Genomic DNA, 22,198 nt, shown 5'->3' with positions numbered 1-22,198 from the left:
GATTGTCATGCCCGCGCCACATCAATGCGGGAAGGGCCAAAGGCGCAGTTTTTCCTTGGCCAGGCGCCACAGCTGCGCCAGCCCATGCGGTTCGGCGATCAGGAAGACGACGATCAGCCCGCCCACGATCATCAGCTCGATATGCGCGGCCAGGTCCGTGGGCCATCCCAGCTGACCGACCAGCAGGTTTTTCAGAAGCACCGGCAACAGCACCAGGAAGGCCGCGCCCGCAAAGCTGCCGAAGATGGATCCCAGCCCGCCGATGATGACCATGAACAGGATCAGAAAGGATTTCTGGATCCCGAAAGCCTCGCCCACCTCGGCCGCGCCCAGATAGACCGCAAAGAACAGCGCGCCCGCGATGCCGATGAAGAAGGAACTGACCATGAAGGCGGTCAGCTTGGTGGTCAGCGGGTTCACCCCGATGATTTCCGCCGCGATGTCCATGTCGCGGATCGCCATCCACTTGCGCCCCACGGTGCCCCGCGTCAGGTTGCGCGCCACCACCGCCACAAGCGTCAGCATCACCAGGCAGAACAGGTATTTCGCCGTGGCCGTGGTCTGGGCGCCGGTGACGAAATAGCCCAGCACCGTGCGGTCGGGCGCGGTGATCTGCCCCGAGGCCGAATAGTTGTAGAACCACGGCACCTTGTTGAACAGCCAGACCAGAAAGAACTGCGCCGCCAGCGTCGCCACCGCAAGGTAGAAGCCCTTGATCCGCAGGCTGGGCAGGCCGAACAGAACGCCCACGCCCGCGGTGATGCCACCCGCCAGGATCACATGGATGAAGATGCTGATGTCGGGGAAGGCGGTCATCAGCTTGTAGCAGGCATAGGCGCCCACCGCCATGAAACCGCCGGTGCCCAGGCTGACCTGGCCGGCATAGCCCGTCAGGATGTTCAGCCCGATCGCCGCGATCGAATAGATCAGGAAGGGTACGAAGACCGCATTGGCCCAATAGTCATTGATGACGAACGGGATGATCCCGAAAGCCACCGCCAGAACCGCGTAATAGCGGTAGCGGTCGAACTTGATGGGGAATGTCTGACTGTCCTCGCGGTAGGACGTCTTGAAATCACCTGCTTCGCGGTAGAACATCAGTCCCTCCCCCCGTTGATGGTCGGGGGAAGGCTGATCGTCCCCCTTAGCAGCCGCGCCGGATCCGCAGCCAGGCCCAAAGCCCGGCTGCCGCGCCGGTGGCGGCCAGTAGAATGTTGGTCATCTGCAGGCTGACGGGTTCGCCCTGCGGCGCGGCCAGCGCCAGCCAGCCAAAGGCCAGCGCGGCGGCCCAGCCGACCGTGAACATCATGGCACAGGTTTTCATGGCCAGAATCTCTCCCTGATTCCAGCGCGGCCATGGCGGGCCGCGCATGCGTCCCTTTTCCCTGACCCGGGCCTCCCAACCCGTTCGCGATCAGATCTGTGGCAGATTGACGCATGCCCTACACCCGTTCAATGATTTTTTCGCCGAACAGGCCCTGCGGCCTGAACACCAGGAACAAAAGCGCCAGCACATAGGCGAACCAGTTTTCCGTCGCCCCGCCGATCATCGGACCTGCGAAGAATTCGAACAACTTTTCGCCGACCCCGATGATCAGGCCGCCGACGATTGCGCCCGGGATAGATGTGAACCCGCCCAGCATCAGCACCGGCAGCGCCTTGAGCGCGATCAGCGACAACGAGAACTGAACCCCCGATTTCGCGCCCCACATGATGCCCGCCACCAGCGCGACAAAGCCCGCGATCGACCAGACCAGAACCCAGATGAAGCGCAGCGAAATGCCCACCGACAGCGCGGCCTGATGGTCGTCGGCCACCGCGCGCAGTGCACGGCCCTGCTTGGAATACTGCGAAAACAGCGTCAGCGCGGTCACCAGCAGGATCGCCACAAAGGTCGCCACGATATCCAGCCGGTCGATGAAGAAGCCATAGCCGAACCAGGCGTCGGTCACGCTTTCGACGGTTTCCGAAATGCCCTGCGGCAGGCCGACATCCAGCTTCTTGATATCCGCGCCCCACATCACGTCGCCCAGGCCTTCCAGGAAATAGGCCAGGCCAATGGTCGCCATGAACAGGATGATCGGCGCCTGGTTCACCAGATGCTTCAGCACCAGTTTCTCGATCAGGATCGCCAGCCCCACCATTACCAGCGCGGTCAGTGCGATGGCCAACAGCGCGGGCAGTTTCCAGCCGAAATGGTGCAGGTTGGTGCCCAGCGCCGCGTTGATCAGATGCGCGAAGGGGATCTGCCCGTTCTGCAGCCCCACCAGCGTCAGCGCCGCGAACAGCGCCAGCACCCCTTGCGCATAGTTGAAGATGCCGCTGGCCTTGAAGATCAGCACAAAACCCAGGGCCACCAACGAATACATCACCCCGGCCATCAGACCGTTGAGCGTGACTTCCATGGCGTAAAGCAGTTGATCCGGCATCCTTTTCCCCTCAACCGTGCGCCACGCCCAGATAGGCGTCGATCACATCCTGATTGTTGCGCACCTCATCCGGGGTGCCGTCACCGATCTTGCGGCCGTAATCCATCACCACCACGCGGTCGGACAGGTCCATCACCACGCCCATGTCATGTTCGATCAGCGCGATGGTGGTGCCGAATTCGTCGTTCACATCCAGGATAAAGCGGCACATGTCCTCTTTTTCCTCGACGTTCATACCGGCCATCGGTTCGTCCAGCAAAAGGATGCGCGGTTCGGCCGCAAGCGCGCGGGCCAGTTCCACCCGCTTCTTCAGGCCATAGGGCAGGCGCCCCACCGGCGTCTTGCGGATGTTCTGGATTTCCAGGAAGTCGATGATCTTTTCGACCTTCTCGCGGTGTTCATCCTCTTCCTTCGCGGCGGCGCCATACCAGAACGCCTGGCTTAACAGCCCCGATTTCATCAGCGTCAGCCGCCCGGTCAGGATGTTGTCCAACACGCTCATGCCATCGAACAGCGCGATGTTCTGAAAGGTGCGGGCGATGCCCAGTCGGGCGACCTCATAGGGTTTCATCGGGCCGCGCTTGCGCCCCTTGAACCAGACCTCACCCTCGGTCGGGATGTAGAACCCCGAAATCACGTTCAGCATCGAGGATTTGCCCGCGCCGTTGGGGCCGATGATCGCGCGGATCTCGCCCTCGCGGATGTCAAAAGAAATGTCCTTGATCGCCACCACGCCGCCAAAGCGCAGGGTGATGTTCTTCATTTCCATCAAGACGCCGCCGATCTTGCGGCCATCGGGGGTGATGTAACCTTCGCTGGTGGCGTTCATTCGGCGGCCATCCTGTGTTCGGGGGCGACGATCGCATCGGCGATACGCAGCGTCGCCCGGATCAGGCCCTTGCGACCGTCTTCATAGGTCACCTCGGTTTCGGTGTAGATGCTGTCGCGCCCGTCATAAAGCGCCGCGATCAGATCGGCATATTTGCTTTCGATGACATTGCGGCGCACCTTGCGGGTGCGGGTCATTTCACCATCGTCGGCATCCAGTTCCTTGTGCAGGATCAGGAAGCGGTGGATCTGGCAGCCCGACAGCATCGGATCCTGCGCGACGCTGGCGTTCACCTCGGCGACGTGGGCGGCGATCATGTCATAGACCTTCGGATGGCCGGCCAGTTCCTGATAGGACGCATAGGCGATGTTGTTGCGTTCCGCCCAGTTGCCCACCGCGTTCAGGTCAATGTTGATGAAGGCGGTGCAGCGGTCGCGGCCATTGCCAAAGACCACGGCCTCCAGGATGTTGGGATAGAATTTCAGCTTGTTTTCCACATATTTCGGCGCGAACAGGCGGCCATCGGCCATCTTGCCCACATCCTTGGCGCGGTCGATGATGCGCAGATGCCCCGATCCGGGTTCAAAGAAGCCCGCATCGCCCGTGGCCACCCAGCCTTCGGCATCCTTGGTCGAGGCGGTGCTTTCCGGGTTCTTGTAATATTCCACGAAAGTGCCGGGACCGCGGTAGAAGACTTCGCCATTCTCGGCGATCTTCAGCTCGACCCCCGGACTGGGCACGCCGACCGTATCGGACCGCACCTGCCCGTCAGGCTGCTGGGTGATGAACACGCTTGCCTCGGTCTGGCCGTAAAGCTGCTTCAGGTTGATGCCAAGGCTGCGGTAGAAATCGAAGATTTCCGGCCCGATCGCCTCGCCCGCGGTATAGCCCACGCGGATACGGCTGAACCCAAGCGTGTTTTTCAGCGGGCCAAAGACGAACAGGTTGCCCAGGCCATAGGCAAGCCGGCCCGCGGCGCTGACCGGCTTGCCATCCAGAATCGCGGGGCCGACCTTGCGGGCGACCTTCATGTAATGATCGAACAGCCATTTCTTGAACCGCCCGGCATCTTCCATGCGGATCATCACATTGGTCAGCTGTCCTTCGAAAACGCGCGGCGGGGCAAAGAAATAGGTGGGCCCGATTTCGCGCAGGTCGGTCATCATGGTGGCCGGGCTTTCGGGGCAATTCACGGTGAACCCGGCCCAGTAGGCCTGCCCGATCGAGAAGATGAAATCCCCCACCCAGGCCATCGGCAGATAGGCCAGCACCTCATCGGTATGGCGCAGGCGGTCGAATTCGGCGGAATTCCGGGCGGTTTCGATGATGTTGCGGTTCGACAGCACCACACCCTTGGGCTTGCCCGTGGTGCCCGAAGTATACAGCATCACGCAGGTGGAATCATAGGTCAGCCCGGCGATGCGCTGGTTCAGTTCTTCCTCATAGCGGTAATGACCCGCGCGACCCTCGGCCTGGACATCGGCCAGCGCATTCATGCGCGCATGGTCGTATTTGCGCATCCCGCGCTTGTCGGTGTAGATCACATGCTGCAGGTTCTGCACCCGGTCGCCGATTTCGACGACCTTGTCGACCTGTTCCTGATCGCCACAGACGACAAAGCGCGCGCCGCAATGTTCCAGCACATAGGCCATCTCTTCGGCGACCGCGTCCTGATAGAGCGGCACCGGAACCGCGCCGCACATCTGCGCGGCCACCATCGCCCAGTAATGCGCCGGGCGGTTGCGCCCGATGATGGCGACATGATCACCCGGCGCGACGCCCAGGCTCAGAAAGCCCAGCGCCATCGCGCGGATTTCTTCTGCGGTCTCAGCCCAGGACCAGCTTTGCCAGATCCCGAATTCCTTTTCCCGATAGGCCGGCAAGGCACCGTAGCGCGCCACGTTGCGCGCCAGCAGCGCCGGAATCGACTGTGCAGTTTCCCCTGCCGCTTGTGCGTCAGCCAAATTTTCCTCCCCGCGCCGTTTTCCGGCGTCTGTCAGCCGTGGGTGCCTCCACTGCGCCCATTGCGTCACAAGGAAAGGTTGGCGGTCAAACTTTTCCTGACTTTTTCGGGAATGTTACGAATTCTTTCTGCCCCACCTTCCCCCTTTCGCCCCCCGCCCCGGCGGTGTTAGCGATGATTCATAGAGGGGGACCGATGACCGAGGATACACGCGAAAGGCTGACCCAGGCGGGGCTGAACCTGATCCAGCAGGCCCTGTCGATCTTTGACAGCGACCTGCGGCTGGCGGTGTGCAACCGGCAGTATCAGATCATGTTCAACCTGCCTGATGCGCTGATCCGGCCGGGCACCTCGTTCGAGGATACGATCCGCTTTCTGGTGCGCCGCGGCGAATACGGCCCGCAGGACGACCCCGAGGCGGCGGTGCAGTTGCGCGTCGATCAGGCCCGCGCCTTTGTGCCCCATTACATGGAGCGCACGCGCACGAACGGGCGGACCATCTCGGTGGAAGGCTCGCCGTTGCCGCAGGGGGGGTGGGTTACCGTCTATACCGACATTACCGAGATCAAACGCCAGGAGACGCTTTTGCGCGCCCGGTCCGAGGAACTTTCGGGCCAGGTCCTGGACCATGCCGAACGACTGGCGGCGGCGAACCGGGCACTGGGCGCCACCAATGCCGCACTGGAAGAAGCCAAGCGGGAACTGACGGCGATCGAGGCGCGCACCCGGCAGGTGACCGAGATGATGCCCGCCCATATCGCCCATATGAACCGTGACCTGACCTATACCTTCTCGAACCGGCGGCTGCCTTCGGTCATGCCGGGCGCCAAGACCGATATCGTCGGGCGCCATATCTATGAGGCGCTGGGCAAGGACACATTCGACAAGATCGAACCCGCCTTTCGCCGTGCGCTGGACGGCGAGCCCCGGGTTCTGGAAATCACCCATGACCCGTCGGGCCGGCGCATCCGGATCGCGCTGACGCCCGACCGGGGGGCCGATGGCACGGTAAACGGGGTCTATGTGCTGTCCACCGATGTGACCCGCGAAACCCAGGCCCGGGCCGCACTGGCGCAGACCGCTAAACGGGAACTGGCAGCGCAGCTGTCATCGGGGCTGGCGCATGATTTTGCCAATCTTCTGACAATCATCCTGGGCCTTCAGGGCCGGCTGGAACGGATGGCCGGCCTGCCGCCCGAGGCGGGTGATCTGGTGCGCGCGACCCTGGCTGCGGCGCGGCGCGGCGGCACGCTGCTGGACCGGATCGCCGCGATTTCGGGGCCGCGCGAATTGCGCCCCCAGCCCGTCGATCTGCGCCCCTTTCTGTACGATCTGGCGGCAATGGCCCGCCCGACCCTGGGCGCGGCGGTGACACTGGACATATCCGTCGCCGGGCTGGACGGGCCGATCCTGCTGGACCCCGGCCCGCTGCAGGACAGCCTTCTGAACCTGATCCTGAATGCGCGCGACGCGATGGCCCCGCAGGGCGGCCGCATCGCGCTGCAGGCACGGGCGGTGCGCGACACATGGGCCGAAATCTCGGTCAGCGACACCGGCACCGGCTTTTCCCCCGAGGCCCTGCAACGCGGGTTGGATCCGTTCTTCACCACCAAGGGGGGCGAAGGATCGGGGCTGGGCCTGTCGATGGTCTATGATCAGGCCAAGCTGGCGGGGGGCACGGTGCGGCTGGAAAACACCCGGACCGGGGCGCGTGTCACCCTGCGCCTGCCGCTGCGCGCCGCGCGCCAGGCCGCCAGCCCGATGCTGGTGCTTCTGGTTGAGGATAATGATGACATCCGCACCGAGGTGCGCGAGATGTTGCGCGCCCTTGGCCACAATGTGATCGAAACCAGCAGCGCCGCCGAGGCCGAAAGCCTGGCCGCCCTGCCCGGTATCGGCATGGTGCTGTCCGACATCAACCTGACGGGGACAACCAGCGGGGTCGATCTGGCCAGGGCCCTGGCCGGGCGGGTGCCTGCGATGGGGCTGATGACCTCTTTGCCGCCCGGTGACGGGTTACGCGCCCGCGCGCCCTGCCCGGTGCTGCAAAAACCCTTCACCGAGTCCGAACTTGCCACCTTTCTTGCCGCAGCCGGAGCCCGCCCATGACCACCGCCGTCCCCCATGTCGCGATCCTGGATGATGAACCCGAAATCCGCCGGATGCTGGCCGACGCGCTGGAAGAAGCAGGGTTTCGCACCACCTGCTACGCCCGCGCAACGGAATTCGAGGCGGGGCTGAAGCGGTCCTCGCCCGATGTCTGCCTGGTCGATCTGGGCCTGCCCGATCGCGACGGACTGGCGCTTGTGCACAGGCTGGCGCTGGAATCAGGGGCGGCGATCATCATCATTTCGGGGCGGGCGCAGGTGCAGGACCGCGTCACGGGTCTGGAACTGGGCGCGGATGACTATATCATCAAACCCTTCGATCCTGCCGAGGTCGTCGCCCGCATCCGCGCGCGGCTGCGCAAGGGCCGGGGCGATGCGGCACCCGCCCCGCAAACCGCCCGCTTCGCCGGCTGGAGCGTGCATTTCGACCGCTATGTCCTGATCGAAGGCACGGGCCGCGAAGTGCCCTTTTCCCATGCCGAAGGCGAGGTGCTGCGGCTGTTTCTGGAAAGCCCGAACCGGCTCATCACCCGGGCGCAGATGCAGGAATCGCTGGGCGGCACCGCTGGCGACAGCTTTGACCGGGCGATGGATGTGCGCATTTCGCGGTTGCGCACCAAGCTGGGCGAGGATCCGAAGAACCCCCGACTGATCAAGACGATCTATGGCGCGGGCTACATCTTTCTGGGCGAAGTTACCTGGGGCTGACCGGCCCTGCCACGGCCAGGCCGCATTTTCCGCTGGCGCCGCGGGCCGGGATCTGATTCTGTCGGGGAAACCAGACCGGAAGGCACTGCCATGCTGACCCTGATCCTGCACCGCGCCCGCCCCGGTGTGCGCCCCTGCGCATTGAACCCGCCAGAGTGTTTCTATCGGGTCGAGGTCGCCGACAATCTGTTCGGTGAATACACCGTCTTGCGCGAATGGGGCCCCGCCGGGCGCAACGGACGCCAGGTCGTGAACTGGTTTTCCAACCTGCGCGAAGCCGTCACCGCCGCTGACCGCTGGCAACGCCGTGCCCGGTCGCGCGGGTATCACCTGACCGAACGCGCACTTGCCGGCCAACGGGATGCGGCATGACGATCCATTGGTGCGGGACGGGGCTGTCCTCGGGGCCGGGGCTGCGCCGCCTGCTGGATGCGGGCCATCCGGTAACGGTCTGGCACATTGATGAGGCCGTGGCCCGCGACCTTCTGGCCGGGCGTCAGGCGCCGCTGTGCCGGTTTTCGCAAAGCGCACTGGAACAGGCCGCAGCGCCAGGCGATGTGATCGTGTCGATGCTGCCCGCCGACATGCATGGCGCGATCGCCCGGATCGCGCTGCGTCGGGGCGCGCATTTCGTCGCCTCATCCTACCTGACGGCGGACCTTCGCGGCATGGATGGCACGGCGCGCCGCGCGGGCGTGGCGCTGGTGGGCGAGGTTGGCCTTGATCCCGGGATCGATCACCTGATGGCACATGATCTTGTGGCCGACTACCGCGCCAGCGGAATGGTCGCGCCTGGCAACACGATTTCGTTTCAGTCATGCTGCGGCGGCTTTCCCGCCCGCCCCAATGCCTTTCGCTACAAGTTCAGCTGGTCCCCCCTGGGCGTGCTGAAGGCGCTGCGGGCGCCGTCACGCTCGATCCGCCATTTCACCACGCTGTCGGTCGCCCGGCCCTGGGATGCGATCCGCCGCTATGACGCCCCCCTGCCCCGGCCCGAAACCTTCGAGGCCTATCCCAATCGCGATTCGATCCCCTTCATCGCGGATTACCGCTTTGACCCAGCCTGGCGGATCGAGGATTTCGCCCGCAGCACGCTGCGCCTGCTGGGCTGGGCCGAGGCCTGGCGCCCGGTCTTTGACGCGCTGGACCGCGAAGACCCCGAGGCCGAGGCCCGGCTGACCCGCCTGGCCGACCGGCTGGGCCGTGAAAACGCCTATGACCCGGATGAGCCAGACCGCGTCGTGCTGATCGTCGATATGGCGGTCAGCCGGGATGGCCGGCCCGTCTGGCACAAGACCTGGACACTGGATGCGCGCGGCGATGCGCGCGGGTCGGCGATGGCGCGGCTGGTATCGGGGCCGGTGGCCCTGGCGGTCGAGGCGATCCTGGCGCGCGAAATCCCCGCCGGGGTCCATTCCGCGCCCCATGACGAACGGCTGGTGCGGCGCTGGCTGCAGGCCATGGAAACACAGGCCGATCATCTGGCCAAGACCGACCGCCTGCGCTGACCCCTCAGAACGGACAGGGGGCGGTGAAGGTCATGTGCTTGCCGCTGTCGGGGTGGCGCAAACGCAGCGATTCGGCATGCAGCATCAGGCGCGGAAAGTTCCGCGCGGGACCGCTGGCATAAAGCGGATCGCCCAGGATCGGATGGCCCAGTTCCATCATGTGCACGCGCAGCTGATGACTGCGCCCGGTCAGTGGCATCAGCCGCACCCGTGTGGTGCCATCCAGATCGTGGCGGATGACACGCCAGTCGGTCTGCGCGGGGCGGCCGATTTCGTGATTCACATGCTGGCGCGGGCGGTTCGGCCAATCCACGATCAGCGGCAGATCGACCCGGCCCGCCCTGGGTTCCAGATGCCCCCATAACCGCGCGAGATAGACCTTTTTCGTCTGCCGTTCCTCGAACTGGCGGCCAAGAACGCGTTGCGCATGCGGCGTCAGGGCAAAAACCATCACGCCCGACGTGTCCAGATCCAGCCGATGCACCAGCAACACCTCGGGGAACAGGACACGCAGGCGCGCGATCAGGCAATCCGCCCGGTCCTCGCCCCGGCCAGGCACGGACAACAGCCCCGCAGGCTTGTCCACCACAAGAATTTCGTGATCGGCATGCAGGATGCGCGGCGGATCAGCCGGGGGGGAATAGCGAAACTCGGTCATGGGCGGGGCTTGCCCTGCCCGTGCGACCGCGTCAAGCGATCACAAGCCGCAGCGCAAGCCCGCCGAACATGACCGCGGCGATCTTGTTCATGATCCCCATGCGCGCAGACAGCGACCGGCCCAGCCAGCCGGCCACCAGGCCATAGCCCATCGTGACCAGCGTTCCGGTGACGGCGAAGATGCCGCCAAGTATCAGAACCTGCTGCCAGATGGGCCCATAGTCGGGCCGGGTGAACTGTGGCAGAAAGGCCAGGATGAACAGCACCGGTTTCGGGTTCAGCGCGTTTGACAGGAACCCCCGCGCAATCGCGCGCAGCGGGTCATGGATGCCGCGCGCACCCGCGCCGCCATTGCCCGCGCGCCAGGATTTCCATGCCAGCCAGACCAGATAGCCCGCCCCGGCCCATTTGATCGCGATCAGCGCGCCGGGATGGGCGGCGATCAGCGCCGACAGCCCCAGCGCCGCCAGCGTGACATGCCAGACCACCCCCAGGCCGACGCCCAAGCCTGCCATCGCGCCCGCCCGGGGGCCGCCCTGAACCCCGCAGGCCGTGGCGAAGAACACGTCCTGCCCCGGCGCCACGTTCAGGATCAGCCCGCCAATCGTGAAGGCGATCAGGCTTTCGGCCGGAAAGGCCATCAACACATCCCACATGATCGCCGCCCCTGATGTGCCCCGTTCCCCCCGGATTTAGCCGCAAGTGGCCGTTTTGGAAACATGCCTCAGATCGGGGCGAACACATCGTGCAGGATCGCGGCAAGGGCCGCGGCATCGGTTTCATCAAAGGCCGCGGGCAGGTCGCTGTCGATATCCAGAACGCCGATCAGCCGCCCGCCCCTGCCGAATACCGGCAGGACAAGTTCCGACCGGGTCGAGGAAGAACAGGCGATATGGCCGGGGAAAGCCTCGACATCCGGGATGATCTGCACCGCGCCCGTGCGCGCCGCCGCGCCGCAGACCCCGCGGGTGAAGGGAATCACCAGGCAGCCATGGCCACCCTGATAGGGACCAATCTTCAGCACGCCGGGTGCGGTAACGCGGTAGAAGCCGGTCCAGTCAAAGCGGTCGTCGGCGTGATGCAGCTCGGCCACGACGGTGGCCATCAGGGCGATTTCGTCGGTTTCACCCTGGGTCAGGGCCGCGATCTGACGGGCGAGGCTGGGGTAATCTGCACGCATGGGGCGCCTTTGGCTTGGGGCGGGAACGGGGGGCTGTCTGCCCCCCGCACCCCCCGAGGATATTTGGACAAATCCGAAGATCAGGCCCGTTCGATGGCGATGGCCGTGCCCTCGCCGCCGCCGATGCAGATCGCGGCGATGCCACGTTTCAAGCCCCGCGCCTCCAGTGCGTGAAGCAGCGTGACGATGATGCGCGCGCCCGAGGCGCCGATCGGGTGCCCAAGCGCGCAGGCGCCGCCGTTCACATTCACCACCTCATGCGCGATGCCCAGCCGCACCATGAAGGCCATGGGGACGACGGCGAAGGCCTCGTTCACCTCCCACAGGTCGACATCCGCAGGGGTCCAACCCAGGCGGGCCATCAGCTTTTCCACGGCAGGGACCGGCGCGGTAGGGAAGTCGCCGGGGGCCTGGGCGTGGCTGGCGTGGCCCAGAATGCGGGCGCGGATCGCCAGTCCCCGGGCCTGCGCGGCCCGTTCCGAGGCAAGCACCAGTGCCGCCGCCCCATCCGAGATAGACGAGGAATTCGCCGCCGTCACAGTGCCGCCTGCGCGAAAAGCGGGTTTCAGCGCCGGGATCTTTTCCGGCCGTGCAAGGCCGGGCTGTTCATCTTCGGCGACGATACGTTCGCCGCTGCGCCCGGTCACCGTGACGGGGATGATTTCCGCGGCAAAGGCGCCACTGGCCTGCGCCGCCCTGGCGCGGGTCAGCGAGGCCAGCGCATAATCATCCTGGGCGGCGCGGGTGAAACCGAAGGCCCCGGCGCAATCCTCGGCGAAGGTGCCCATCAGGCGGCCCTTGTCATAGGCATCTTCCAGGCCATCCAGAAACATGTGATCCAGCGCCTGCGCATGGCCCAGCCGCGCCCCCCCGCGCAGCCTGGGCAGAAGATACGGGGCGTTGGTCATGCTTTCCATGCCGCCCGCGACCATCAACCCGGTACTGCCCGAGGCGATCTGGTCGAAGGCGACCATCGCCGCCTTCATCCCCGAACCGCACATCTTGTTAAGCGTTGTCGCCGGCACACCCTGCGGCAGGCCCGCGGCGAAGCCCGCCTGCCGGGCCGGGGCCTGCCCCTGCCCCGCGGGCAAGACGCAGCCCATCACCAATTCCTCGATCCGGTCGGGCGCCACGCTGGCGCGTGCCAGCGCCGCCGCGATCGCCGCCCCGCCAAGCGTTGCCGCAGGGACATCGGCAAAGCTGCCCTGAAGTCCCCCCATCGGCGTGCGCGCCGCGCCCACGATCACCACCTTGTCCATCTGCGCCTCCCACAAGCAACCTTGAACCCGGATACCGAAAAGTAAGCATTCGCGTCTAGCCTGATCGCGGAAAAGCTGTGCTGGAGGCCCAAGATGAACCTTTTCGCCGAAGCCCGGAACGGCACCCTTGTGGTGCAGGTGGATGAGGCACGGCTTGATGCGGCGAATGCGATTCGCTTCAAGGACCAGATGCGCGATATCATGACCCAACCCGCGCAACGGGTCATTCTGGACATGTCCGCAATCGGGTTTCTGGACAGTTCGGGCCTGGGCGCGGTGGTTTCCGTCATGAAAATGCTGGCGCCCGGGCGGCAACTGGATCTGGCAGGCCTGACGCCCAATGTGCAGAAGGTCTTTCACCTGACCCGGATGGACACGGTCTTTCGCATTCATGCGACCGTGGCGGACGCGATGGCGATGGGGGTGCGCGATGCTGGCTAACCGCATTGCCGAAAAAGAGGCGTTTCGCCGGGCCGGCGCGCGCCATGACCCGCAGATATTTCACCACAGCTTTGTCGCCGACCCCATGTCGGTGCGCCGGGCACTGCGCGCCGCACTGGCCCGGTTCCTGCGCCAACTGCGCGAGGATGAGGCCGGAACCCTGGAACTGATCCTGGCGGAAGTGCTGAACAATATCGTCGAACATGGCTATGGCGACGGCCTGCCCGGCACCATCACCCTGTCGATCGTGCGGGATCGCCGGGGGCTGAGCTGTTCGGTCAGCGATGATGGCGTGGCGCTTCCGGCATCGGCACTGCTGAACCCTGCCGATCCGGCGCAAAGCCGCCCCGACCCGGCAAGCCTGCCCGAGGGTGGTTTTGGCTGGTGCCTGATCCGCGATCTGGCCGAAGATTTGGGCTATCATCGCGAAGGCAGCCGCAATCTGCTGGCGTTCCGCATCCCGCTTGTCGCGCCGGCGCCTGCAGCCGTCCCGTAGCGCCCGCGAACGCAGGCCTTGCCACATATCGGGTCAAGGCCTGACAATCGCCCGAAAGCAGGGGATTCGGGGGGCGACATGGCTGGCAATGGGGCGACACTTCTGTGGTTCGAAGAGGTTTCGCGGCAGGATGTGGCCATCGTTGGCGGCAAGAATGCCTCTTTGGGGGAAATGGTGCAGGCACTGGCCCCCAAAGGCATTCGGATTCCGGATGGGTTCGCGACCACGGCCGGGGCCTATCGGCGCTTTCTGGCGGCGAACAATCTGGAAACGACGATACGGGCCGAGCTGGCCGAGTTGAAGGCCGGGCGCAGGACCTTGCAGGCCTGCGGCCAGGCGATCCGCGCAGCGATTCTGGACGGTGAGTGGCCCGAGGCGATGCGCACCGAGATTCTGGGCGCCTATCGCAGGCTTGGAACCCGGGTTGGCCAGGCAGAGCCCGCGGTTGCGGTTCGGTCGTCCGCCACCGCCGAGGATCTGCCCGATGCCAGTTTCGCGGGCCAGCAGGAAACCTTTCTGAACATCCGCGGCGAAGCCGCACTGCTGGAAGCCTGCCGGCGTTGCTTTGCCTCGTTGTTCACCGACCGGGCGATCAGCTACCGGACGATAAAGGGTTTCGCACATGAAAAGGTCGCCCTGTCGATTGGCGTGCAGATGATGGTCCGTGCCGATCTGGGCGGGGCGGGGGTCATGTTTTCGATCGACACGGAAACGGGCTTTGACCGCGTGGTGTTGATCAACGCGGCCTGGGGTCTGGGGGAAAACGTCGTGCAAGGCGCTGTAAATCCCGATGAATATCAGGTGTTCAAGCCCTTCCTTGATCGCCCTGGCCTGACCCCGGTTCTGGAAAAACGATGCGGGACCAAGGAACGCAAGATGGTTTACGCGCGCGAAGGGCTGGCCACGCGCAATCTGCCCACATCGCGGGCGGAGCGGGAAAGTTTTGTGCTGTCGGATGCCGAGATCCTGGATCTTGCGCGTCAGGCCCGCGTGATCGAGGCGCATTACGGCCAGCCGATGGATATGGAATGGGCGCGCGATGGGGAAACCGGCGTGATCTACATCGTCCAGGCCCGGCCCGAAACGGTACAGTCGCGCGCCGATATCGGCGCCTTGCGGTCCTATCGGATCACCTCGAAGGGGCAAAAGCTTCTGTCCGGGCTCAGCGTGGGCGATGCGGTTGCGACAGGCGAGGTCTGCCTGATCGAAAGCGCCGCCGATATCGACCGTTTCGTCGATGGTGCGGTTCTGGTGACGGGCACCACCGATCCGGACTGGGTGCCGGTGATGAAGCGCGCCGCGGCCATCATCACCGACCACGGCGGGCGCACATCCCATGCCGCGATCGTAAGCCGTGAACTGGGCCTGCCCGCCATCGTCGGCAGCGGCGATGCGACGCGGGTCTTGCATGACGGGCAGTCGGTCACCGTCTCTTGCGCCGAGGGCGAGGAAGGTTTCGTCTATGACGGCGTGGCAGAATTCGAGGTTGAGGATCTGCGTCTCGATTCGGTGCCCCCCACGCGCACGCAGGTGATGCTGAACATCGCCAACCCGGCGGCGGCGGCGCGCTGGTGGCGGCTGCCGGTGGACGGGGTCGGCCTTGCGCGGATGGAATTCGTGATCTCGAACACCGTGCGGGTGCATCCGCTGGCGCTGACCCGGTTCGACCAGTTGCAGGACAGTGCCGCCCGTCAGGAAATCGCACGCCTGACCCGCGGTTTTGCCGATCGGTGCGACTATTTCGTGCAGACGCTCGCGCGCGGCCTGTCACGCATCGCGGCGACCTGGTATCCGCGCCCGGTCATCGTGCGGATGAGCGATTTCAAGACAAACGAATATGCCGATCTGCTGGGCGGGCGCCAGTTCGAACCCGCCGAGGAAAACCCGATGATCGGCTTCCGCGGCGCCTCGCGCTACTATTCCGATGCGTATCGTGACGGTTTCGCGCTGGAATGCCGCGCCATCCGGCATCTGCGCGAACAGATGGGATTCGATAATGTCATCGTGATGATCCCCTTCTGCCGGTCCCCCGAAGAGGCCGACCGCGTCCTGGCGGTGATGGACGAAAACGGGCTGAAACGGGGCCGGAACGGCCTTCAGGTCTATGTCATGTGCGAAATCCCCTCAAACGTGATCCTTGCCGAAGAGTTTGCGGCGCGATTTGATGGCTTCTCGATCGGGTCGAACGATCTGACGCAGCTGGTTCTGGGCGTTGACCGTGACAGCGACCGGCTTGCGGGGCTGTTTCGTGAACGCGATCCGGCTGTGATGTGGATGATCGAAACAGTGATCGCGCGGGCGCGGGCGGCAGGGCGCAAGATCGGCCTGTGCGGCCAGGCCCCCAGCAATGATCCCGATTTCGCGCGGCTTCTGGTAGCGGCCGGGATCGATTCGATTTCCGTCACGCCGGACAGTTTTCTGGCCGTGAAGCAAAACGTGGCGGCGGCGGAAAGCGCGGGCTGAGGATCAGTTCAGCTGGAACTGCAGCGGGTAGAAACCGTCCTCGAACTCTCCGAACAGGTCTTGCAGGTCCGGGTGGTCGACCGGCTCGCCGGATTCGTCGGCCTCCAGGTTCTGTTCGGACACATAGGCGACGTAATAGCTGTGATCATTCTCGGCCAGCAGGTGATAGAAGGGCTGGTCCTTGGCCGGGCGGCTGTCTTCGGGGATGGCGTCGTACCATTCCTGCGTGTTGGAAAACATCGCGTCGACGTCAAAGATCACCCCCCGGAAGGGATGCTTCCGGTGGCGGACCACCTGGCCCAGATGATATTTTGCCCGCGTCGTCAGCATCGTTGACCCCATGATTCACGTTACTAATCCCTTGCCCGCCCCTTTGTCCACCGCCCCAGGCAGGGCGCGCCGGAAACAGTCTGTGAACGCCGCGCCGCTTTCGTGATTTCCCATCGGCGGGTTTTCCTTTAAAAGAAGGGAAAACAGATCCGATCGGGCAGAGCAGTCATGAACAAGTTCCTGAAGGTAGCCATCGTGCTTCTTGTCGCCTCTTGCGGCGGTGGCAACAATTCAGCCCCGCGCAATCTGGACAATGCCTGCGCACTGGTGCGTGAGCGACCCCAGTATTACACCGCCATGAAGCGAACCGAGCAGCGTTGGGGCGTTCCGGTGGCGGTGCAGATGGCCACGATCCATCAGGAATCCAAATTCATCGGCAATGCGCGCACCCCCTTTCGTTTCGCGCTGGGGGTGATCCCGATGGGGCGGCAAAGCTCGGCCTATGGCTATAGCCAGGCGCTGGATGGTACCTGGGACGAATACCGCCGCGCCACCGGCAAGCGCAGCGCCAGGCGCGACCGGATCGCGGATGCCACCGATTTCATGGGCTGGTACATGCATGAAAGCCAGGCGCGGCTGGGCATTTCCAAATATGATGCGCGCAATCAGTACCTTGCCTATCACGAGGGGCGTTCGGGCTATGCCCGCAGCAGTTATAATACAAAGGGCTGGCTGGTTGCGGTGGCTGATCGCGTTCAGGCACGGGCGAACCTGTATCAGCAACAGCTTGCGTCCTGCCGCCGCTAGGGCCAGGCGCACGCCGGTCAATCGCGCTTGTCAGCCTCCAGGGTGATGCTGAACATGCTGGGTGCATAGCTTTGCCCCTTTTGCAAATCGCCCAGGATAACCGTCGTCTGCCCGCCGGTGTTATCGGTGATCACCCATTGGCGCAGTTCCGTGGGCGCAGCGGTAAAGACCATACGGATGGTACCGTATTCCGGGTGCTCGGGGTCCTGCGCGACGATCGAGGTGGTCTTGTCATCGGCGGTATGGCCCACCACCATCCGCGCACGGCCCAGATCGACATTCTGCGCCAGGATCAGGTTCAGCGGCGTGCGCGACAGCGGGTATTGTTCCGGCGGCTGGTTCGACTTGGCATCGAAGATCGCCACCTGCCCGCCGCTGGCCAGCACCAGCGTCTTGTCGGGCGGGGCATATTCGAACCGCACCCGGCCGGGACGCTGAATGAACAGCTTGCCGGTCGAAATCGTGCCATCGGCATTCACCTGGGTAAAGTCGGCCTCGGCCGTCCGGAGCCCATTGAGGTAGCGCGACAGTTCACCCAGCGGGATCTTCTCGGCGAAAGCCGGGACCGCAAGGGCAAGCGACAGAACGGGCGCAAGGGCGAAGCGAAGCATTTTCATATCCCCTATCTAGCCGCTTGGCGGCCATAAGAAAGCCCCGCCCGATCACGTCTGGCGGGGCCCTTGTTCACGATGTCGCGCCCTTATTGTTCGGGCACAAGGATTTCGCGTTTGCCGACGTGGTTGGCAGGGGTGACAACGCCCTGATCTTCCATTTGTTCCACCAGCCGCGCGGCCTTGTTATAGCCGATGCCCAGCTTGCGCTGGATATAGGAGGTCGAGCATTTCCGATCCTTGATCACGATCGCCACCGCCTGATCGTACAGCGCATCCTCGCCATCGGTATTCCCGCCCAGGCCCAGCACCGCGTCGATATCGGATGCCACCTCATCATCGGGGCCTTCGACCACGCCGGACATGTATTCCGGCGGGCCAAAGGATTTCAGGTGGTTCACGATTTCCTCGACCTCTTCGTCGCTGACAAAGGGGCCGTGGATACGGGTGATGCGGCTGCCGCCGGCCATATACAGCATGTCGCCCATGCCCAGCAGCTGTTCGGCGCCCTGTTCGCCCAGGATCGTGCGGCTGTCGATCTTCGATGTCACCTGGAAGGAAATCCGGGTCGGGAAGTTCGCCTTGATCGTGCCGGTGATGACATCGACCGAAGGCCGCTGCGTCGCCATGATCAGGTGAATGCCGCTTGCCCGCGCCATCTGCGCCAGACGCTGGATACAGGCCTCGATTTCCTTGCCGGCGACCATCATCAGGTCGGCCATCTCGTCGACGATGACGACGATATAGGGGATCGGCTGGGGCTGGAATTCATCCGTCTCGAACACGGGTTCGCCGGTTTCCTCGTCAAAGCCGGTCTGCACCGTGCGCTTGAAGGTCTCGCCCTTGGCCAGCGCCTCGCGGACGCGGCCGTTATAGCCCTCGATGTTCCGAACGCCCATCTTGGACATCTTGCGATAGCGTTCCTCCATCTCGCCCACGACCCATTTCAGCGCCACGACGGCCTTTTTCGGGTCCGTCACCACGGGCGAAAGCAGATGCGGGATACCGTCATAGACCGACAGTTCCAGCATCTTGGGATCGATCATGATCAGCCGGCATTCCTCGGGCGACAGCTTGTACAGCAGTGACAGGATCATCGTGTTGATCGCCACCGACTTGCCCGAACCCGTGGTCCCGGCAATCAGCAGGTGGGGCATCTTGGCCAGGTTCGCCACCACGGGTTCGCCCGCGATATCCTTGCCCAGCGCCAGCGGCAGGCGCATGTTGCTGTCACCGAAATCGCGCGCCGACAGAATTTCGCGCAGCACCACCTTTTCGCGGTGCGCGTTGGGCAGTTCGATCCCGATCACGCTGCGCCCCGGCACGGTGGACACCCGCGCCGACAGCGCCGACATCGACCGCGCGATATCATCTGCCAGCCCGATCACCCGGCTGGCCTTCAGGCCCGGCGCGGGTTCCAGTTCGTACATGGTGACCACGGGGCCCGGCCGGACGCTGACGATCTCACCCTTGACGCCATAATCGTCCAGAACGTTTTCCAGCATCCGCGCGTTTTCTTCCAACGCCTCATCGGACAGCGAATGGCGCTGAACCGTGGCGGGGTTGGTCAAAAGCGACAGCGGCGGCGCTTCGTAGATGTGCTGCGGGTCGGCATCGAATTTCAACGCGGGCTGCGCCTCGGCCATAGCCTGCCGCGACGGGGCGACCGGCTTTTTCGCGGGCATCACCACGCGGCGCGCCTCAGGCGTGGCAGGGATCACCTTGCGCGACAGTTCCACCCGCGGCGGCGGATCGGCAAAATCGTCCTCCTCATCCAGCGAGGCAAAGGCATTGCGGTCGAAATCGGCCTCATCCGCCCAGTCGTCCTGCTGCGGCGCGGCAAGGGGCGCCTGCGGCTCGGGGGTCCAGACCGGGGCCGTTTGCACAGGCTCGGAGGCAGCCATCGGGGCCGTCAGCACAGGCTCGGGGCGCGGTTCGTGCAGCACCGCAGGCTGCGGCGCGCTGCCCGGCATGAAACGGGGTGTGGCCTTCAACGGTGGCTCGGCACGCAGCACCGGCGCGGCGGGCTTGCCCGCCCGTGCAAGGCGCGACGCCACAGCGGCCAGAACCGACGCGGGCGCAGCGGGGGCCGGGGCAGCGGGGACCGGCGCCGCCGCCTCCATCGCCGCGGCGTCCAGGCGCGGATCAGCCGGGCGGGGGGCGGGCTGATCCGGCGCAAAGCCCTGCATCGGATCGGCGATACCCGACGCCATCTGCGGTTCGGCCCGCAGCGGGGGGGTCGTGGTGGCATGGGTGCGCACGGCCTGTGCGATGCGCGCGCGGATGCGGTCTTCCGACGGGGCCGCAGCCGGGGTCCCCGGCCAATCACGATGAACCTCGATCAGTTCGGGTTCAAGGTCGTCGGGGCTGGCATAGGGCTCGGGCTCGACCGCGCGGCGGATCCGCGAGATCAGGCCCGCGCGCTCGGGCTGCGCCTGCGGGGCAAAGCCCGTCTGGCTGGCATCCCAGGCGGCCTGCTGGGCCTGCCAGGTTGCCAGATCATCGGCCCGGTCCCTTGCCTCGGCCCGGCGCTGGCGGGCACGTTCCTGCGCCATCTGCGCCGCCCGCACCGAGGCTGCGGCCCCGCGCCCCAGCGCATGCATCACCAGGGCATAGCTGGTGATGCTGCCCAGGATCAGAAACCGCAGGATCATCTGCAATTCAGCCCGGTCAAAGCCCAGCACGAACACAGCCATCGCCACCATGCCAAAGGCGAAGATCAGCGACATCAGCTTCAGCCCGAAGCTGGACGAGACCGGGGAAAGTTCCACGAACAATCCCGCGATCATGTCGCCGAAATGGCCACCCAGACCAAACACCTGCCCCCATCCGGCGCCCGGCACCAGCATCGAGGAATAGGCCGAGGCCAGCACCACCGCGATCGGCAGAAAAATGACGCGGGCCATCGCGCGTTCCTCGCCCCGGTGCAGCACAAAGCGCAATCCCCAGGCGACAAGACCCAGCGGCAGCAGCCAGCAGGCATAGCCCACGATGATGTAAAGCGGCGAGGCAATACCCGCCCCAAGCCGGCCCAGAAGGTTGTTCACCGGCGCGTCCGACGCCGCCATCCAGCTTGGGTCATCAGGCGAATAGCTGCCCAGCATCAGGCCGACCAGCAGACCAAGAACCACCAGAACCCCGCCCAGCAATTCCTTGCCACGCCGTTCAAGGGCGGCCTGGGTGTTCTGGTCCAGAAGGGGGTCGCGCTGCCTTATCTGATAGGATGCCATCTCTGCCCGTCCTCACGCGTAAAGGCAGTCGCGCAGCTTGATCAGCCCGCGCTGCGTTTCTTCTTTTGGGGCGACCAGGGCCACCCGGATATATCCCTTGCCGGGATTGAAACCATCAACCTCGCGCGACAGATAGGCGCCGGGCAACACCCGCACCCCCGTCTCGCGCCACAGCTTCAGGGCTGCCGCCTCGCCATCCTCGACCGGCAGCCACAGGAAAAAGCCCCCCTCCGGGGTGCGATAGCCATTGATGCCCGCAAAGATGCGTTCGGCATCGGCGAATTTCTCATTATAAAGCACGCGGTTTTCGGCCACATGGGTCTCATCCCCCCAGGCGCGTTCCGACACACGCTGGATCGGCAGCGGCAGCGGCGCCCCTGCATAGGACCGCAACTGACGGATGCGGCGCATGGATTCCGGCCCCCCGACGCAAAAGCCCGACCGCAGGCCCGGCAGGTTGGACCGCTTGGACAGCGAATGAAAGATCACCACGCGTTCCGGATCGTGGCCTTCGTCATGGGCCACCTCAAGGGCACCCGGCGGGGCAACGTCGCGCCAGATTTCAGAATAGCATTCATCGGCAAAGATGCGGAAATCATGCTTCTCGGCCAGTTTCAGCAAGGTTGACAGATACGCGCGCGAAGCAACCGCGCCCTGCGGATTGGCCGGCGAGCACAGATAGGCGATCGCAACCCGGTCCAGAACCGATGCGGGCAGGCTGGCGTAATCGGGCAGAAAGCCGGTGTCCTCGGTCGCGGGCACGAACAGCGGCTCGGCGCCGACGGTCAGGGCGGCAACGGCATAGACCTGATAGAACGGGTTGGGGATCAGCACCACGGGGCGCTGGCCGTTCTTGGTTTCCGGGCACAACGCGATGGCGGCGTTGAACAGCCCTTCGCGCGTGCCGTTCAGCGCCATGATCCGCTCTGGCGCCACATCGGCGCGATAACGTCCCTTCAGCCAGCCGGACACCGCCGCCAACAGCTCGGGCGAGCCGTCGTTGGGCGGGTAGACCGCGAATTCCGCCACATGCGCGGCCAGCGTATCGGCCACGAACCCCGGCATCGGGTGGCGCGGTTCCCCAATCGTCATGGCGATCGGGTCCGCCCCCGGCGCGTGCACGTCGAGAAGCTTCCGCAAACGCGGAAATGCGTATTCGGGCAGGTTCGAAAACCGCTCGGGAAATGCCATAACATGCCTCATCATCGGGGTCGTTTCGCCCCGTTTGGCGGTCAGGTT

The 22,198-nt window shown here is 64.8% G+C and carries 21 protein-coding genes; 8 read left to right on the top strand and 13 right to left on the bottom strand.

The window, feature by feature from the left end:
• Positions 1 to 21 precede the first annotated feature (21 nt).
• The 5 genes from ACK8OU_RS04690 to ACK8OU_RS04670 form a co-directional block, all read right to left on the bottom strand.
• Positions 22 to 1,098, bottom strand: coding sequence for a branched-chain amino acid ABC transporter permease (locus ACK8OU_RS04690; protein WP_410302226.1), 1,077 nt, complete (start codon positions 1,096 to 1,098; stop codon positions 22 to 24).
• 46 nt (positions 1,099 to 1,144) lie between these two features.
• On the bottom strand, positions 1,145 to 1,324 hold the full coding sequence (locus ACK8OU_RS04685; RefSeq protein WP_410302225.1) for a hypothetical protein: 180 nt from the start codon (positions 1,322 to 1,324) through the stop codon (positions 1,145 to 1,147).
• 118 nt (positions 1,325 to 1,442) lie between these two features.
• Positions 1,443 to 2,429, bottom strand: a complete 987-nt coding sequence (locus ACK8OU_RS04680; RefSeq protein WP_410302224.1) for a branched-chain amino acid ABC transporter permease — start codon at positions 2,427 to 2,429, stop codon at positions 1,443 to 1,445.
• A 10-nt stretch (positions 2,430 to 2,439) separates the two neighbouring features.
• Positions 2,440 to 3,258, bottom strand: coding sequence for an ABC transporter ATP-binding protein (locus tag ACK8OU_RS04675; RefSeq protein WP_410302223.1), 819 nt, complete (start codon positions 3,256 to 3,258; stop codon positions 2,440 to 2,442).
• On the bottom strand, positions 3,255 to 5,222 hold the full coding sequence (locus ACK8OU_RS04670; RefSeq protein WP_410302222.1) for a long-chain fatty acid--CoA ligase: 1,968 nt from the start codon (positions 5,220 to 5,222) through the stop codon (positions 3,255 to 3,257). Before ACK8OU_RS04670 ends, ACK8OU_RS04675 begins: the two co-directional genes overlap by 4 nt.
• Before the next feature lie 194 nt (positions 5,223 to 5,416).
• On the opposite strand from ACK8OU_RS04670, the gene ACK8OU_RS04665 reads away from it, so the two are divergent.
• From ACK8OU_RS04665 to ACK8OU_RS04650, 4 genes are all read left to right on the top strand, one after another.
• Positions 5,417 to 7,330 carry a PAS-domain containing protein gene (locus ACK8OU_RS04665; RefSeq protein WP_410302221.1) on the top strand — a complete coding sequence of 638 codons (1,914 nt, stop codon included), beginning with the start codon at positions 5,417 to 5,419 and terminating at the stop codon, positions 7,328 to 7,330.
• Positions 7,327 to 8,037: a response regulator transcription factor gene (locus tag ACK8OU_RS04660; protein ID WP_410302220.1), complete on the top strand. Its 711-nt coding sequence runs from the start codon at positions 7,327 to 7,329 to the stop codon at positions 8,035 to 8,037. The genes ACK8OU_RS04665 and ACK8OU_RS04660 overlap by 4 nt, the downstream gene beginning before the upstream one ends.
• A gap of 90 nt (positions 8,038 to 8,127) precedes the next feature.
• Positions 8,128 to 8,409, top strand: a complete 282-nt coding sequence (locus ACK8OU_RS04655) for a WGR domain-containing protein (protein ID WP_410302219.1) — start codon at positions 8,128 to 8,130, stop codon at positions 8,407 to 8,409.
• Positions 8,406 to 9,545, top strand: coding sequence for a saccharopine dehydrogenase C-terminal domain-containing protein (locus tag ACK8OU_RS04650; RefSeq protein WP_410302218.1), 1,140 nt, complete (start codon positions 8,406 to 8,408; stop codon positions 9,543 to 9,545). Before ACK8OU_RS04655 ends, ACK8OU_RS04650 begins: the two co-directional genes overlap by 4 nt.
• 4 nt (positions 9,546 to 9,549) lie before the next feature.
• Here ACK8OU_RS04650 and ACK8OU_RS04645 read toward each other — a convergent pair whose 3' ends face one another.
• The 4 genes from ACK8OU_RS04645 to ACK8OU_RS04630 all read right to left on the bottom strand — a co-directional run bounded on the left by ACK8OU_RS04645 (position 9,550) and on the right by ACK8OU_RS04630 (position 12,641).
• Positions 9,550 to 10,203, bottom strand: a complete 654-nt coding sequence (locus tag ACK8OU_RS04645) for a pseudouridine synthase (RefSeq protein WP_410302217.1) — start codon at positions 10,201 to 10,203, stop codon at positions 9,550 to 9,552.
• A gap of 31 nt (positions 10,204 to 10,234) precedes the next feature.
• Positions 10,235 to 10,858, bottom strand: coding sequence for a LysE family translocator (locus tag ACK8OU_RS04640; RefSeq protein WP_410302216.1), 624 nt, complete (start codon positions 10,856 to 10,858; stop codon positions 10,235 to 10,237).
• A gap of 68 nt (positions 10,859 to 10,926) precedes the next feature.
• Positions 10,927 to 11,382, bottom strand: coding sequence for a GAF domain-containing protein (locus tag ACK8OU_RS04635; RefSeq protein WP_410302215.1), 456 nt, complete (start codon positions 11,380 to 11,382; stop codon positions 10,927 to 10,929).
• A gap of 80 nt (positions 11,383 to 11,462) precedes the next feature.
• Complete coding sequence (locus ACK8OU_RS04630) at positions 11,463 to 12,641, bottom strand: acetyl-CoA C-acyltransferase (protein WP_410302214.1); 1,179 nt, start codon at positions 12,639 to 12,641, stop codon at positions 11,463 to 11,465.
• A gap of 93 nt (positions 12,642 to 12,734) precedes the next feature.
• Here ACK8OU_RS04630 and ACK8OU_RS04625 point away from each other — a divergent pair, with 93 nt between their 5' ends.
• The 3 genes from ACK8OU_RS04625 to ppsA all read left to right on the top strand — a co-directional run bounded on the left by ACK8OU_RS04625 (position 12,735) and on the right by ppsA (position 16,041).
• The gene (locus ACK8OU_RS04625) at positions 12,735 to 13,082 is read left to right on the top strand and encodes an STAS domain-containing protein (RefSeq protein ID WP_410302213.1); all 348 of its coding nucleotides are present in this window, start codon (positions 12,735 to 12,737) and stop codon (positions 13,080 to 13,082) included.
• Positions 13,072 to 13,578: an ATP-binding protein gene (locus ACK8OU_RS04620; RefSeq protein WP_410302212.1), complete on the top strand. Its 507-nt coding sequence runs from the start codon at positions 13,072 to 13,074 to the stop codon at positions 13,576 to 13,578. Before ACK8OU_RS04625 ends, ACK8OU_RS04620 begins: the two co-directional genes overlap by 11 nt.
• 78 nt (positions 13,579 to 13,656) lie before the next feature.
• A complete protein-coding gene (ppsA, locus tag ACK8OU_RS04615; RefSeq protein WP_410302211.1) occupies positions 13,657 to 16,041 on the top strand; it encodes a phosphoenolpyruvate synthase in 2,385 nt (794 codons plus the stop codon).
• Between the two features lie 3 nt (positions 16,042 to 16,044).
• Here the strand turns inward: ppsA and hspQ are convergent, their stop codons facing one another.
• A complete protein-coding gene (gene hspQ / locus ACK8OU_RS04610) occupies positions 16,045 to 16,371 on the bottom strand; it encodes a heat shock protein HspQ (RefSeq protein WP_410302210.1) in 327 nt (108 codons plus the stop codon).
• Positions 16,372 to 16,539: 168 nt separating this feature from the next.
• Between hspQ and ACK8OU_RS04605 the strand changes: the two genes are divergently transcribed.
• Positions 16,540 to 17,118 carry a transglycosylase SLT domain-containing protein gene (locus tag ACK8OU_RS04605; RefSeq protein ID WP_410302209.1) on the top strand — a complete coding sequence of 193 codons (579 nt, stop codon included), beginning with the start codon at positions 16,540 to 16,542 and terminating at the stop codon, positions 17,116 to 17,118.
• Positions 17,119 to 17,135: 17 nt separating this feature from the next.
• Here ACK8OU_RS04605 and ACK8OU_RS04600 read toward each other — a convergent pair whose 3' ends face one another.
• From ACK8OU_RS04600 to ACK8OU_RS04590, 3 genes are all read right to left on the bottom strand, one after another.
• The gene (locus ACK8OU_RS04600) at positions 17,136 to 17,735 is read right to left on the bottom strand and encodes a LolA family protein (protein ID WP_410302208.1); all 600 of its coding nucleotides are present in this window, start codon (positions 17,733 to 17,735) and stop codon (positions 17,136 to 17,138) included.
• A gap of 83 nt (positions 17,736 to 17,818) precedes the next feature.
• Positions 17,819 to 20,959 carry a DNA translocase FtsK gene (locus ACK8OU_RS04595; protein ID WP_410302207.1) on the bottom strand — a complete coding sequence of 1,047 codons (3,141 nt, stop codon included), beginning with the start codon at positions 20,957 to 20,959 and terminating at the stop codon, positions 17,819 to 17,821.
• A 12-nt stretch (positions 20,960 to 20,971) separates the two neighbouring features.
• Positions 20,972 to 22,150 (bottom strand): aminotransferase class I/II-fold pyridoxal phosphate-dependent enzyme, encoded by a 1,179-nt coding sequence (locus ACK8OU_RS04590; RefSeq protein WP_410302206.1) that lies wholly within the window; start codon positions 22,148 to 22,150, stop codon positions 20,972 to 20,974.
• Positions 22,151 to 22,198: the final 48 nt, after the last annotated feature.

Source organism: Pontitalea aquivivens (genome assembly GCF_046507575.1).
Taxonomy (GTDB): domain Bacteria; phylum Pseudomonadota; class Alphaproteobacteria; order Rhodobacterales; family Rhodobacteraceae; genus Pontitalea; species Pontitalea aquivivens.
Note: the sequence above shows the minus strand (reverse complement) of the source record. Positions and strands in the feature narration are given on the sequence as shown.

Coding starts and splice junctions, on each gene's coding strand:
- ACK8OU_RS04590 (WP_410302206.1), bottom strand. CDS start 22,150: ATGGCATTTCCCGAGCGGTTTTCGAACCTGCCCGAATACGCATTTCCG.
- ACK8OU_RS04645 (WP_410302217.1), bottom strand. CDS start 10,203: ATGACCGAGTTTCGCTATTCCCCCCCGGCTGATCCGCCGCGCATCCTG.
- ACK8OU_RS04635 (WP_410302215.1), bottom strand. CDS start 11,382: ATGCGTGCAGATTACCCCAGCCTCGCCCGTCAGATCGCGGCCCTGACC.
- hspQ (WP_410302210.1), bottom strand. CDS start 16,371: ATGCTGACGACGCGGGCAAAATATCATCTGGGCCAGGTGGTCCGCCAC.
- ACK8OU_RS04685 (WP_410302225.1), bottom strand. CDS start 1,324: ATGAAAACCTGTGCCATGATGTTCACGGTCGGCTGGGCCGCCGCGCTG.
- ACK8OU_RS04600 (WP_410302208.1), bottom strand. CDS start 17,735: ATGAAAATGCTTCGCTTCGCCCTTGCGCCCGTTCTGTCGCTTGCCCTT.
- ACK8OU_RS04620 (WP_410302212.1), top strand. CDS start 13,072: ATGCTGGCTAACCGCATTGCCGAAAAAGAGGCGTTTCGCCGGGCCGGC.
- ACK8OU_RS04595 (WP_410302207.1), bottom strand. CDS start 20,959: ATGGCATCCTATCAGATAAGGCAGCGCGACCCCCTTCTGGACCAGAAC.
- ppsA (WP_410302211.1), top strand. CDS start 13,657: ATGGCTGGCAATGGGGCGACACTTCTGTGGTTCGAAGAGGTTTCGCGG.
- ACK8OU_RS04605 (WP_410302209.1), top strand. CDS start 16,540: ATGAACAAGTTCCTGAAGGTAGCCATCGTGCTTCTTGTCGCCTCTTGC.
- ACK8OU_RS04655 (WP_410302219.1), top strand. CDS start 8,128: ATGCTGACCCTGATCCTGCACCGCGCCCGCCCCGGTGTGCGCCCCTGC.
- ACK8OU_RS04625 (WP_410302213.1), top strand. CDS start 12,735: ATGAACCTTTTCGCCGAAGCCCGGAACGGCACCCTTGTGGTGCAGGTG.
- ACK8OU_RS04690 (WP_410302226.1), bottom strand. CDS start 1,098: ATGTTCTACCGCGAAGCAGGTGATTTCAAGACGTCCTACCGCGAGGAC.
- ACK8OU_RS04640 (WP_410302216.1), bottom strand. CDS start 10,858: ATGTGGGATGTGTTGATGGCCTTTCCGGCCGAAAGCCTGATCGCCTTC.
- ACK8OU_RS04630 (WP_410302214.1), bottom strand. CDS start 12,641: ATGGACAAGGTGGTGATCGTGGGCGCGGCGCGCACGCCGATGGGGGGA.
- ACK8OU_RS04650 (WP_410302218.1), top strand. CDS start 8,406: ATGACGATCCATTGGTGCGGGACGGGGCTGTCCTCGGGGCCGGGGCTG.
- ACK8OU_RS04660 (WP_410302220.1), top strand. CDS start 7,327: ATGACCACCGCCGTCCCCCATGTCGCGATCCTGGATGATGAACCCGAA.
- ACK8OU_RS04680 (WP_410302224.1), bottom strand. CDS start 2,429: ATGCCGGATCAACTGCTTTACGCCATGGAAGTCACGCTCAACGGTCTG.
- ACK8OU_RS04665 (WP_410302221.1), top strand. CDS start 5,417: ATGACCGAGGATACACGCGAAAGGCTGACCCAGGCGGGGCTGAACCTG.
- ACK8OU_RS04675 (WP_410302223.1), bottom strand. CDS start 3,258: ATGAACGCCACCAGCGAAGGTTACATCACCCCCGATGGCCGCAAGATC.